The following is a 12,415-nucleotide window of genomic DNA, read 5'->3' as shown; positions in this document are numbered from 1 at the left end:
TCTTTTGATGCAGGCCTTAATCACTCTTGCCGCATTCTTAGTCACACTTGGTGTACTCGTTAGCTTTCATGAGTACGGCCATTTTCTAGCAGCTCGTTTGTGTGGAGTTAGAGTACTTCGCTTTGCCCTAGGATTTGGTAAGCCACTATTTACTTATCACGCTAGTAACGGCACTGAGTGGGTTCTTGCTTCCATTCCTTTGGGCGGCTATGTCAAATTGCTGGACGGCCGTGATCGTGAGCAAGTGATTCCAACAGAAGAACGCCCCCAATCCTTCGATGTCAAGCCCCTATGGCAACGCTCTATGATTGTGGCCGCAGGACCCTTTGCCAACTTTCTGTTGGCAGTCATCTTGTTCTCAGTGATTTATGTTTCGGGTGTGCCTCAGCTTCCCGCTCGACTTCAAGCTCCACCCGAGCAATCGATTGCTGCAAAACTAGGTATAGCGGCAGGTGATCAGGTTGTTGGTTGGCAATCCCTTTCATCTGACCACAACGGCGCCCCCATTCTTGAAGAATTTGACTCAGTTCCAAGTTGGAATGCATTGCGTTGGCTTCTCTTAAATGCGATTACCGGTGAGCAAGGCTTTGCCCTAGAAATCCAGGATGCCGCTGGTGCCCGTCACGTCAAATCCTTTGGGCAGGGCGATTTACCGCTTATTGAACCTGAATCCGACCCATTTCAGGCGCTGGGCTTGTTTCCCCAAGTGAGCTCACCCTCGGAGTGGATGGAGCTCAAGTTAGGGCCGATAGATGCCTTAGGTTTTGCATATCAGCGGGTTTCTCTGATAACCAAAGTCTCCGTAAGGCTTATGTTGGGTTTATTTACGGGTAAAACGACCTTAAAGCAGCTCGGTGGACCCTTAAGTATTGCTGATATGGCAGGTAAGTCTGCCCAGGTCGGCTGGCAGCCATTTGTAGCCTTTTTAGCGCTCATGAGTATCAGTATTGGACTCTTGAATTTAGTGCCTTTACCAATGCTCGACGGGGGTCAGCTCCTGTATGATGCATGGGAGTTGGTTGCTGGTAAGCGAATATCTTTGTCACTTCAGGAAAAGCTCCAAAAAGTGGGTTTTTTGCTTCTGATATCGCTTTCCTTGCTAGCCTTGTTTAACGATTTGCAACGCTACCTTTCATCTTGAATTTTCTGATCCCCCTTTTTCGCTCCGTAACTCGGTTTGTTGCGCAAGTCGCTCTGATTCTTGCGGCGGGTTTTTGTATTAGTGCTCAAGCTGCTGACACCTTTGTTATTACAGATATTCGAATAGAGGGTTTGCAGCGAGTGGAGCCGGGCACGGTATTTAGTTACTTACCCGTTCAGGTGGGTGACACCTTTACCGAAGAGAAGAGTGCTGAAGCAATTAAAGCCCTGTATAGCACCGGTTTTTTCCGAGACGTACAGATTCAGGCTCAAGGCAATGTTTTGATTGTGATCGTTGAAGAGCGTCCCACTATCTCCCGTATTGAATTTACTGGGATGAAAGAGTTTGACCAGGAAAATATCCGTAAGTCGCTGAAGGCAGTTGGCGTTGCTGAGGCCCGCTTCTACGACAAAGCCTTGATTGACAAGGCTGAACAAGAGCTAAAACGCGCTTACGTTGGTAAGGGTATGTATGCCGCTGAAGTGGTTGCAACCGTTACCCCGCTTGAGAGAAATCAGGTTGCCGTCTATTTCAATATTGATGAAGGTCCTGTATCCAAGATTCAAGAGATTAATTTTATCGGTAATAATGTATTTAGTGAGAGCACTCTAAAAAGTGAGATGCAACTCAAGACTGGCGGTTGGTTGTCCTGGTACAGCAAAGACAACTTATATTCCAAGCAAAAGCTCACTGCTGACTTAGAGAGTATTCGCTCTTACTACCTCAATCGAGGCTACCTTGAGTTTGTTATCGAATCTACTCAGGTTTCCATCACACCCGACAAAAAAGGTATTTACCTCACCATCAGCATTCGTGAGGGGAATAAGTTCACAGTTAAAGATATTCGCTTGGCTGGTGAGTTGCTTGGTAAAGAGGCTGAGCTAATTCAGCTTGTGACCCTTAAGCCGGGTGATACATTCTCATCAGCTAAGTTAACTGAGAGCACTAAGGCTATTGCTGAGATTTTGGGTTCCTATGGTTATGCTTTTGCGAACATTAACCCGCAGCCAGATATTCGTCGTGAATTGAGCGAGGTTGACCTTACTTTAGTGATTGACCCAGGTCGCCGTGTTTATGTTCGTCAGGTGAATGTAAGCGGCAATGCAAAGACTCGAGACATGGTGATTCGACGTGAAATGCGTCAGTTTGAAAGCTCATGGTTCGATAGCGATAAGATTGATTTATCTAAGAAACGTCTAGGCCGCTTGGGTTACTTTACTGAGACCGATGTCTCCACACAAGATGTTCCTGGATCCGCAGACCAGGTTGATGTGAACGTTAAGGTAACTGAAAAACCAACAGGTGCAGTGACTCTTGGTGCAGGCTTCTCTTCAACTGAAAAATTAATCCTCTCAGCGGGTATTAATCAAGAAAATGCTTTTGGTACGGGAACCGCAGTTGGCCTCAACGCCTCTTTGGGTAAAATTAACCAAAGCTTAGCCTTATCTAACTATGACCCTTACTTTACGGAAGAGGGTATCAGCCGCTATACCGATTTGTACTACCGCTCATCCAGGCCGCTTTACTACACTGGCGATCCTGATTACCAAATTAAATCTGTTGGTTCAAATATAAAATTTGGCGTCCCTTATACGGAAGTTGATAGAGTATTCTTTGGTACTGGTATTGAGGCGTTTCAAATTAAATCTAGCTCTAATACGCCTGTGGGTTACTTGACCTACATGCAGGATTATGGAATTGCAGCTCCTGGCTATCCCGCGACATTAACTACTTACAATGTTCCAATAACTGTTGGCTGGTCGCGCGATGGGCGTGACAGCGCACTCATTCCCTCAACCGGGTCATTGCAGCAACTGAATGCGGAGGTGGGTACTCCTGCCGGCAATATGATGTTCTATCGCTTATTCGGGCAGTATCAAAAGTACCATTCATTTTCTAAAGGCAACATCTTGTCCTTTAACGGCGAAGTTGGTTATGGTGAGGCCTACGGCAAGTACCCATTCCCGATTACCAAAAATTACTACGTTGGTGGTATTGGCTCCGTTCGCGGCTATGCACCCGGCTCACTAGGACCGACTTATTACAATACGGCCATAGGACTTAATCAACCTACTGGTGGACAGTCTAAAATCGTCACCAACGTTGAATACACCGTGCCAGTTCCTGGTTCTGGTATTGATAAAACCCTGCGGGTATTTAGTTTCGTAGACGGCGGTAATGTCTATAACGAGAATATCAATCTTGTCTTGCGATATTCTTATGGCTTGGGTTTATCATGGATATCACCATTGGGTCCGCTCAAGTTTAGTTACGGTATTCCGATCAAATCATTGCCGACGGATAACATCCAACGTTTGCAGTTCCAAGTGGGTACAGCGTTTTAATTGTTTAAGGAAAGTTTTATGAAACTTCATCAATCTTCCAAATGGATTCAGTACAGCTTAATTGCTGTTTCATCATTCATTGCTTTGCCGTCGGCATTTGCTCAAGATGCTGGAACTCGGGTTGCGGCTGTGAACGTTGAAAAAGTATTCAACGAATCCAACATGGCTAAAGCTAGCCAGACTAAGTTGCAGAATGAATTTACAAAGCGCCAAAACGAAATTCGTGACAGCGCCCAAAAAATTAAATCTGCTGCAGAAAAGTTAGATCGTGATTCAGCGGTTATGTCTGAGGCTGAGCGTGCACGTCGTCAGCGTGAGTTGGCTGATCAGGATCGCGAATTGCAGCGCAAACAGCGCGAGTATACCGAGGACCTCAATCAGCGTAACTTTGAAGAGCGTGCGAAGATTGCTGAAAAAGCGAATCAAGCACTCAAACAAATTGCTGACCAAAGAAAAATTGATGTCATTATTCAAGATCCAGCCTATGCCAATCCCAAGGTTGATGTTACTGATGATGTCATCAAGGCCTTGAATAGTCTTAAGTAAGTTTTATGCCCACCGCCATCGAGCTGGCCGAACAGTTTCAAGTAAGCTTGGTGGGGGACGGCTCCTTCTCGCTTCAAGGCCTCGCCCCTCTCGAGCGAGCCCAATCCAGTCAAATCTCCTTTCTTTCGAATCCGCTGTATCGCCAACAAGCTAGTGACAGTGCTGCAGGTGGTTTGATTGTCAGTAAGGCGGATTTAGATTTTCTCCAGGCAAATCCTGGAGGCTCCTCGGCAGGGCGAGTATTTTTTGTCTCTAAAAACCCTTACGCTACTTTTGCCAGAATGGCGCAGCACTTTGCCATGGCTTCTGCACCTGTTTATGCGCCTGGAGTGCATCCCAGTGCCGCCATTGATTCTAGCGTTAGTATTCCAGCTTCATGTCACATCGGACCATTTGTGCAAATCGGCCCTGAGGTTAAATTAGGCGAGCGAGTTGTCTTGTTAGGAAATACTTCTGTTGCTAGAAACTCGAGTATCGGTAGCGATACTTTGATTTATCCCAATGTATCCCTTTATTCAGAAACCAAGCTTGGTGAGCGCTGCATTATTCATAGCGGAGCGGTCATTGGTGCGGATGGTTTTGGGTTTGCTCCTGACTTTTCTGCTACGGGAGCTGAGTGGGTCAAGATCCCGCAAACGGGTGCCGTTGTCATTGGCAATGATGTCGAGGTGGGCGCGTCAAGCACAATCGATCGTGGCGCCATGAGTGACACCATCATCGGCAATGGCACCAAGATTGATAACCAAGTTCAAATTGCTCACAATGTCGTGGTAGGCAATTGCTGCGTGATTGCTGGTTGTGCTGCCATTTCAGGAAGCACCAAGATTGGTAACTTTTGCATTATTGGTGGTGCAGCCAATTTTGCTGGTCACCTGACTATTGCAGATAGAACAACAGTATCGGGTAATACCTCAATTATTCGTTCGATTACTGAGCCGGGACAGCATTACACGGGCGTTTATCCTTCAATGCCCCATAGCGCTTGGGAGAAAAATGCGGCAATTCTGCGGGGACTCGATAAAATCCGTCAACGCTTACGATTATTAGATAAATCTAAATAGCTTCTTCGCCATATTACAAAATCTAGAAACTTTATTCAGCAGGTAAATACATGAGCAAACCAATCGCTATCGACATCAATCAAATTTTGAAGCTATTACCACATCGCTATCCATTCCTATTAGTTGACCGCGTATTGGAGATTGAGCCTCGTCAAAGTATTACCGCACTCAAGAACGTCACCATGAACGAGCCCTTCTTTCAAGGGCACTTCCCAGATTTTCCGGTAATGCCGGGGGTTTTAATTATTGAGGCGCTTGCCCAAACAGCAGCACTCCTGACCTTTTCCGAAGTGCGTGAAGAAAATGCGGTTTATTATTTTGCCGGTATTGATGGTGCTCGCTTTAAGAAGCCGGTATTGCCTGGTGATCAATTGATCATGACGGCTAAGTTAGAGCGTGAACGTGCTGGTATTTATAAGTTCCAAGTGCAAGCTACCGTGGATGGCGAGTTGGCTGCCGAAGCGAATATCACTTGTGCCGTTCGTACGAAAGGTGCGTAATGACTCAGATTCATCCATCTGCTGTAGTTGATAGTAAAGCTGAGATCGCCAGCGACGTCGAGATTGGCCCGTACTCCGTCATTGGACCAAACGTCAAAATTGGCGCTGCTTGCAAGATTGGCTCTCACACTGTGATCGAGGGTTACACCACGATCGGCAAAGAAAATAACTTTGCCCACTTCGCTGCTATTGGTGGCGCTCCTCAGGATATGAAATACCGTGGCGAACCTACCCAGTTGATTATTGGAGATCGCAACACGATTCGTGAGTTCACAACCATTCATACGGGTACATCGCAGGATGAGGGCATTACTAGAGTGGGTGATGACAACTGGATCATGGCTTATGTGCACATTGCACATGACTGCCAAATCGGTAACCATACGATTTTCTCAAGCAACGCACAAATTGCAGGCCACGTAAAAGTGAGTGACTGGGCGATTATGGGGGGCATGTCTGGCGTGCATCAATTTGTACGTATCGGTCAACATGCTATGTTGGGTGGTGCTTCTGCACTAGTGCAAGACATCCCACCGTTTGTGATTGCGGCTGGTGATAAAGCCTCTCCTCATGGAATTAACGTAGAGGGTCTAAAGCGTCGTGGTTTCTCAAGCGAAACGATTTCTGCATTACGTCAGGCATATAAGATTCTCTATAAAGATGGTCTCAGCTTTGAAGAAGCTAAGGTGGAGATTCAGAAGATGGTGCTCGCTAGTGCATCCGATGCCCAAACTGCAGAAAAGCTGACAGAGTTCCATGACTTTATTGCCGCCTCTACGCGCGGCATTATTCGATAGAGCAAATCTAGTGTCTAAGCTTGCTTGTGTTGCCGGAGAGCCTTCGGGTGACTTGCTGGCAGCGCCAGTATTAAGTGCACTAAAGCAGATCCCCGACACCTCTAATCTGGAGGTCTATGGTATTGGTGGTCCTCGTATGCAGGCAGAGGGCCTGCGTTCAGATTGGCCAATGGAGACATTAAGTGTTCGTGGTTACGTTGAGGCAATTAAACAGTTACCCGCTATTCTGAAGTTGCGTAAAGAGTTGATTGCCAATTTCACGGGCGAAGGCCGCCCAGATGTATATCTCGGTATTGATGCACCAGATTTCAATTTAGGCGTTGAGTTAGCTTTGCGCAAAGCTGGAATTCCGACTTTACATTTTGTTTCTCCATCGATTTGGGCTTGGAGAGCAGGGCGCATTACTAAGATCAAGCAAGCTGTTGAGAGAATGCTCTGTATTTTCCCATTCGAAACTGAGATTTATGAGCGTGCTGGTATTAGTGCAACTTATGTTGGGCATCCGCTGGCCAGTGAAATACCGCTTGAGCCAAATCCAGCAAGCGCTAAGCTAAAAATAGAAAAAATCTTACATCTGCCAAACAATACATTGAGTGGAATAGTTGTCTCTGTATTACCGGGTAGTCGCGGCTCTGAGATTGAGCTGATTGCGCCAGTCTTTTTTGAGACGATGTTAGAGCTTGTAAATCGTATGCCAGGACAACTTCTGCATTTTGTAATCCCAGTGGCCACGCCACGCCTACGGGTACCGCTAGAGTTGCTGTTAAAAAGTATTCTCGAGAAAAATCCTGATCTCAAAATTTATCTAATTGATGGTGAGGCCGATGCAGTGCTTGAGGCTGCCGATGTTGTGCTGATTGCTAGTGGAACCGCAACATTACAGGCGGCGCTCTGGAAAAAGCCCATGGTGATCTCTTATAAGGTACCTTGGTTGACTGCGCAGATTATGAAACGACAGGGCTATCTACCGTATGTTGGTTTGCCAAATATTCTTTGCGGTGAGTTTGTTGTCCCTGAACTTCTACAAGACGATGCTACTCCGAATCAGTTAGCCGATGCCTTACTAGCTTGGTTAAACAATCCTAGTAAAGTCGCTCAACTAAAAACCCGTTTTGCAGAAATGCATGAGACCTTGCGCAGACCCACGGGTTTATTGGTTGCACAGGCAGTGGCGCAAACCATTGCCGCCGCAAAACATCGGGTTATTGTGTGAGCCTGATTTGGGTATGTGGTGTCGACGAAGCAGGACGTGGTCCACTTGCGGGAGCAGTAGTTGCTGGTGCCGTCGTACTGGATCCCAATGACCCCATTAGCGGATTAAAAGATTCTAAGAAGCTATCGGCCGCAAGACGTGAGTTTTTGTTTGAGCAAATTCAGTTAAAGGCCAAAGCCTGGGGTATTGGTGAGGCGAGTCCAGCTGAGATTGATGAGATCAATATTTTGCAAGCGACGATGTTGGCAATGCGTCGCGCAATTGAAGATCTCACTACACGTTTAGGCGGCTGGCCAGATAAAGCCTTGATTGATGGCAATCGCTGTCCTGAACTTCCCATAGCAGCTGAGGCTATAGTTAAGGGCGATACTAAAGAGCCGGCAATCTCAGCCGCCTCTATCTTGGCAAAGGTCACACGTGATCGTCAAATGATGGCCTTGCATGAACTGCATCCCCAATATGGCTTTGCTCAGCATATGGGATATCCAACTGAAGTCCATTTCGCTGCACTAAAGGAATACGGCGCATGCGATGAACACCGCCGTAGCTTTTCTCCCGTACGTAATGTATTGGCACTGCATAGTCGATAATCCCAACTATGAAAATTGAATCTATCAGCTCAAAAGACAATTCCTTGTTTAAGGAAATTCGTCAATTGCAAGCTACTGGTCCTAAGGGTCAAAAGGCTAGATTTGCTTGTGGGCAAGCTTTGTTAGAAGGCATCCATTTAGTACAAACTTGGGTGGGTGATCCAGCACTCAAGACATTAATTACCTCTGAGTTGGGTTTGCAAAATCCAGAGATTGCTCAGGCTGTCTATGACCATGTAGAAATTTGCCCTGAGACTCGCGTTTATCAATTGGATAAAGGTTTATGGGATTTGCTCAGTGATCTGGTCAATGCGCCGCAGATTGCAGGCTTGCTGGACCTTCCTCAATCTGCATTGAACCCTCAAAAGTCGGTTGCTACGCTTGAGGGGGATGTCATTATTTTGGATCGCATTCAGGATGCTGGGAATGTGGGCTCTATTTTGCGCACTGCCGCAGCAGCAGGCTTTACTCAAGTAATTGCACTATCCGGTTGTGCCCACCTATGGTCAAGCAAAGTATTGCGAGCTGGCATGGGCGCCCATCGCTTGCTCGATCTTTATGAAGGTTGGTCATCTCAGCAAGTGCTCAGTGCAGTGACTGCACCTTTGCTCGCTGCAGCTGCCGATGCTGAGTTCGATCTCTTTAATATGCCTAAGGTGTTGATCCATCCGGTTGCCTGGATAATGGGAAGTGAAGGCCAGGGCGTTTCTGAAGATCTCATGGCACAAGCCAAAGGTGTCTCCATTCCGATTGATCCAAGAGTCGAATCGCTGAATGTATCTACTGCTGCAGCAATCTGTCTATTTGAAACAGTGAGAATTCGCCGCAACTAAAACTAGCTATTGCACTAGCCTAAGATTGTTTTATCCGACTTCATGGATTGCAAGACAGTAGTCGCAATCTCTTCAATCGATTTGCTCGTCGTAGCCACCCAAGGAATGGATTCTTTTTTCATCATGGCGGTGGCTTCATTAATCTCGTAGCGGCAGTTTTCTAACTTAGCATAATTGCTGCCAGGTCGTCGCTCATTACGAATCTCTGACAAGCGTTCGGCATCGATCATGAGGCCAAAAATCTTGCTGCGATACGGGATTAAATCTTTGGGTAACTGCCCACGCTCGAAGTCTTCTGGAATAAGAGGGTAGTTTGCTGCCTTCATGCCATATTGCATGGCTAAGTAAAGGCTAGTTGGTGTTTTGCCTACCCGCGATATACCTACCAAAATGACATCGGCCTCAGCTAGATTTTTGTTGGATTGACCATCATCGTGGGCTAAGGAATAGTTAATGGCCTCTATCCGGTTTTTGTAGGCCTCAGTATCTGCATTGTGGTGGAGACGGTTCATCGCATGGGTTGATTTAACCCCGAGAGCCTGCTCCAAAGGCGCCACAAAAGTTTGGAACATATCCAAAATCAGGCCATTGGCTTTGCCGACAATGGTGTTCAGTTCGGGATTCACCAAAGTGGTAAAAACAATGGGCTGAACCTCATATTTAGAGGCTGCCTGATTGATGCTAGAGACCGCATCGTGGGCTTTTTCAATGCTGTCCACAAAAGGCACCCGAATATGCTTAAAAGTGGCCTCAAATTGCGCCAAAATCGATTGGCTGAAGTTCTCGGCAGTAATGCCGGTGCCATCAGAAACAATAAAAACAATACGAGTTTGGAGAGACATGAGATTGGCCTAGAGGTCTTGGTCAGCACTACAATATGTAGTTAATGAAGTATGCCGTATTTTATCCGGCCGCTCGACCAGTTTCCTTATCCTTAGAGAGTATTTTATGTCCAACCAACAACAAAGTAACGATGTAGCAAATGCCTATGTTCTGCCTTTTGAGCAACTCCGCATGACGGATGTTGAATCAGTCGGCGGTAAGAATGCCTCACTTGGTGAAATGATTTCTCAGTTGTCCTCCACGGGTGTACGTGTGCCTACTGGGTTTGCCACTACCTCACTAGCGTTTCGTGATTTCTTGGAACACAACAACTTGACCGAGCGAATCCAACAGCGTTTGGAAAATCTGAACATTGATGATGTGCGTGCGCTAGCCGAGGCTGGAAAAGAAATCCGCGGTTGGATTGAGACTGCACCATTCCAGACGCGTCTTGATGAAGAGATTCGTACTGCTTTTAAGAAGTTAGACGATTCTGGCAAAGGCTCGTTTGCCGTACGCTCTTCTGCTACGGCAGAAGACTTGCCTGATGCTTCATTTGCCGGACAGCAAGAAACTTTCTTGAACGTTGAAGGCATTGATGATGTTCTAAAGAAGATTCGTGAAGTATTTGCCTCTTTATATAACGACCGTGCGATTTCTTACCGCGTTCACAAGGGCTTTGCCCACGCTGAAGTAGCGCTATCTGCTGGTATCCAGCGTATGGTGCGCTCAGACCTTGGCGCAGCTGGTGTGATGTTTACCTTGGATACTGAGTCTGGTTTCGAAGATGTGGTGTTTATCACTTCAAGCTATGGCCTAGGTGAGACAGTGGTACAGGGCGCAGTGAATCCAGATGAGTTTTATGTATTTAAAACTACCCTGGCAAAAGACAAAAAGGCGATTATTCGCCGCTCTTTAGGTTCCAAGTTGATTCAGATGCAATTTGCCCCAGCAGGTTCTGCTGAGAAGGTAATGACTGTAGATGTTGCTCCAGAAAAACGTAATCGTTTTTCCTTGGAAGATGCTGACATTACTGAATTAGCAAAATACGCAGTCATCATTGAAAAGCACTACGGTCGTCCAATGGATATCGAGTGGGGTAAGGATGGTCAAGATGGCCGTATTTACATCCTGCAAGCACGCCCAGAGACGGTGAAGAGTCAAGCTGCTGGTCAAGTGGAGATGCGCTACAAGTTAAAAGGTAGCTCAAAGGTATTGGCTAAAGGTCGTGCGATTGGTCAAAAGATTGGTGCGGGCCCAGTTCGGGTTATTCGTGACCCAAGTGAGATGGATCGTGTGCAGCCGGGCGACGTATTGGTTGCTGACATGACTGACCCTAACTGGGAGCCAGTGATGAAGCGCGCTTCTGCGATTGTCACTAATCGTGGTGGTCGTACTTGTCACGCAGCGATTATTGCTCGTGAGTTAGGTGTTCCTGCAGTGGTGGGTTGCGGTGATGCCACTGAGCATTTGCAAGACGGCATGATGGTTACCGTATCTTGCGCAGAAGGTGATGAGGGTCATATTTATGATGGCTTGATTGAAACTGAAGTGACTGAAGTTTCTCGTGGTGTATTGCCAGAGATCCCAGTCAAGATCACCATGAACATTGGTAACCCTCAGTTGGCCTTTGATTTCTGCCAAATTCCAAATGCTGGTGTTGGTTTGGCTCGCCTCGAGTTCATCATCAACAACTATATTGGTGTGCACCCCCGTGCTGTCTTGGAGTACCCAAATATTGATCCTGATCTCAAGCGCGCGGTAGAGAGCGTTGCTCGTGGCTATGCAAGCCCACGACAGTTTTATGAAGATAAATTGGTTGAGGGTGTGGCAACGATTGCCGCTGCTTTCTATCCAAAACCCGTGATTGTCCGTTTGTCTGACTTCAAGTCAAATGAATACAAGAAGCTCATCGGTGGTTCACGTTATGAGCCAGATGAAGAAAATCCAATGCTTGGTTTCCGTGGTGCATCCCGTTATGTATCAGCGGATTTCGGCGAAGCCTTTGCTTTGGAGTGCGCTGCGATGAAACGTGTTCGCGAGGATATGGGTCTGGATAACGTCGAGATCATGGTGCCGTTTGTTCGCACCATCAAGCAAGCTGAGCGTGTCATCGACATGATGGCAAAGTTAGGCCTTAAGCGTGGTGAGAATGGTCTGCGTCTGATCATGATGTGCGAGATTCCTTCTAATGCGATCTTAGCTGACCAATTCCTTGAGCATTTCGATGGATTCTCAATCGGCTCGAATGATATGACTCAGTTAACCTTGGGCCTAGATCGTGACTCCGGTATGGAATTGTTGGCGATTGACTTTGATGAGCGCGACCCTGCAGTGGAGTTTATGATTGCGCGCTCGATTGAAGCTTGCCTTAAGCAAAATAAATACGTTGGTATTTGTGGTCAGGGTCCTTCAGATCATCCAGACTTTGCGCGTTGGTTGGTTGCTAAGGGCATTACTTCGATCTCCCTCAATCCAGACAGCGTAGTAGCTACTTGGGAAATGTTGGGTAAGAAAGAAGCTTAACTCTCAATCGCTAATCATGAGTATGATGTAAAAAATGCCTA

General features: G+C 46.7%; 11 protein-coding genes. 10 read left to right on the top strand and 1 reads right to left on the bottom strand.

Going from position 1 to position 12,415, the window contains the following annotated elements; all coding sequences use genetic code 11:
- The first annotated feature begins 7 nt into the window (after nt 1–7).
- Genes FD967_RS07180 through FD967_RS07140 form a run of 9 tightly spaced genes read left to right on the top strand, consistent with a single transcriptional unit; the run spans nt 8 to nt 9,026 of the window.
- Nucleotides 8–1,141 carry an RIP metalloprotease gene (locus FD967_RS07180; protein ID WP_215325297.1) on the top strand — a complete coding sequence of 378 codons (1,134 nt, stop codon included), beginning with the start codon at nt 8–10 and terminating at the stop codon, nt 1,139–1,141.
- A complete protein-coding gene (gene bamA / locus FD967_RS07175; protein ID WP_371819283.1) occupies nt 1,138–3,486 on the top strand; it encodes an outer membrane protein assembly factor BamA in 2,349 nt (782 codons plus the stop codon). Before FD967_RS07180 ends, bamA begins: the two co-directional genes overlap by 4 nt.
- A gap of 18 nt (nt 3,487–3,504) precedes the next feature.
- Complete coding sequence (locus FD967_RS07170) at nt 3,505–4,032, top strand: OmpH family outer membrane protein (RefSeq protein ID WP_215325296.1); 528 nt, start codon at nt 3,505–3,507, stop codon at nt 4,030–4,032.
- A gap of 5 nt (nt 4,033–4,037) precedes the next feature.
- The gene (gene lpxD / locus FD967_RS07165; protein ID WP_215325294.1) at nt 4,038–5,093 is read left to right on the top strand and encodes a UDP-3-O-(3-hydroxymyristoyl)glucosamine N-acyltransferase; all 1,056 of its coding nucleotides are present in this window, start codon (nt 4,038–4,040) and stop codon (nt 5,091–5,093) included.
- Nucleotides 5,094–5,143: 50 nt separating this feature from the next.
- Nucleotides 5,144–5,593: a 3-hydroxyacyl-ACP dehydratase FabZ gene (gene fabZ / locus FD967_RS07160; RefSeq protein ID WP_046330453.1), complete on the top strand. Its 450-nt coding sequence runs from the start codon at nt 5,144–5,146 to the stop codon at nt 5,591–5,593.
- Nucleotides 5,593–6,390, top strand: a complete 798-nt coding sequence (gene lpxA, locus FD967_RS07155; RefSeq protein WP_215325292.1) for an acyl-ACP--UDP-N-acetylglucosamine O-acyltransferase — start codon at nt 5,593–5,595, stop codon at nt 6,388–6,390. The genes fabZ and lpxA overlap by 1 nt, the downstream gene beginning before the upstream one ends.
- A gap of 10 nt (nt 6,391–6,400) precedes the next feature.
- Complete coding sequence (gene lpxB, locus FD967_RS07150) at nt 6,401–7,603, top strand: lipid-A-disaccharide synthase (RefSeq protein ID WP_371819282.1); 1,203 nt, start codon at nt 6,401–6,403, stop codon at nt 7,601–7,603.
- The gene (gene rnhB, locus FD967_RS07145; RefSeq protein WP_215325288.1) at nt 7,600–8,193 is read left to right on the top strand and encodes a ribonuclease HII; all 594 of its coding nucleotides are present in this window, start codon (nt 7,600–7,602) and stop codon (nt 8,191–8,193) included. Before lpxB ends, rnhB begins: the two co-directional genes overlap by 4 nt.
- An 8-nt stretch (nt 8,194–8,201) precedes the next feature.
- Complete coding sequence (locus FD967_RS07140; protein ID WP_215325286.1) at nt 8,202–9,026, top strand: RNA methyltransferase; 825 nt, start codon at nt 8,202–8,204, stop codon at nt 9,024–9,026.
- A gap of 14 nt (nt 9,027–9,040) precedes the next feature.
- Here the strand turns inward: FD967_RS07140 and FD967_RS07135 are convergent, their stop codons facing one another.
- Nucleotides 9,041–9,868 (bottom strand): pyruvate, water dikinase regulatory protein, encoded by an 828-nt coding sequence (locus FD967_RS07135; protein WP_215325284.1) that lies wholly within the window; start codon nt 9,866–9,868, stop codon nt 9,041–9,043.
- A 106-nt stretch (nt 9,869–9,974) separates the two neighbouring features.
- Here FD967_RS07135 and ppsA point away from each other — a divergent pair, with 106 nt between their 5' ends.
- Nucleotides 9,975–12,374: a phosphoenolpyruvate synthase gene (gene ppsA, locus FD967_RS07130; protein ID WP_215325283.1), complete on the top strand. Its 2,400-nt coding sequence runs from the start codon at nt 9,975–9,977 to the stop codon at nt 12,372–12,374.
- Nucleotides 12,375–12,415: the final 41 nt, after the last annotated feature.

The sequence above is a fragment of the Polynucleobacter sp. JS-Mosq-20-D10 genome, from assembly GCF_018687755.1.
Lineage (GTDB): Bacteria > Pseudomonadota > Gammaproteobacteria > Burkholderiales > Burkholderiaceae > Polynucleobacter.
Note: the sequence above shows the minus strand (reverse complement) of the source record. Positions and strands in the feature narration are given on the sequence as shown.

Bases quoted from the DNA above. Each gene is read 5' to 3' on its own strand.
- FD967_RS07180 (WP_215325297.1), top strand. From the start codon at position 8: ATGCAGGCCTTAATCACTCTTGCCGCATTCTTAGTCACACTTGGTGTA.
- FD967_RS07170 (WP_215325296.1), top strand. From the start codon at position 3,505: ATGAAACTTCATCAATCTTCCAAATGGATTCAGTACAGCTTAATTGCT.
- lpxD (WP_215325294.1), top strand. From the start codon at position 4,038: ATGCCCACCGCCATCGAGCTGGCCGAACAGTTTCAAGTAAGCTTGGTG.
- fabZ (WP_046330453.1), top strand. From the start codon at position 5,144: ATGAGCAAACCAATCGCTATCGACATCAATCAAATTTTGAAGCTATTA.
- lpxA (WP_215325292.1), top strand. From the start codon at position 5,593: ATGACTCAGATTCATCCATCTGCTGTAGTTGATAGTAAAGCTGAGATC.
- FD967_RS07140 (WP_215325286.1), top strand. From the start codon at position 8,202: ATGAAAATTGAATCTATCAGCTCAAAAGACAATTCCTTGTTTAAGGAA.
- FD967_RS07135 (WP_215325284.1), bottom strand. From the start codon at position 9,868: ATGTCTCTCCAAACTCGTATTGTTTTTATTGTTTCTGATGGCACCGGC.
- ppsA (WP_215325283.1), top strand. From the start codon at position 9,975: ATGTCCAACCAACAACAAAGTAACGATGTAGCAAATGCCTATGTTCTG.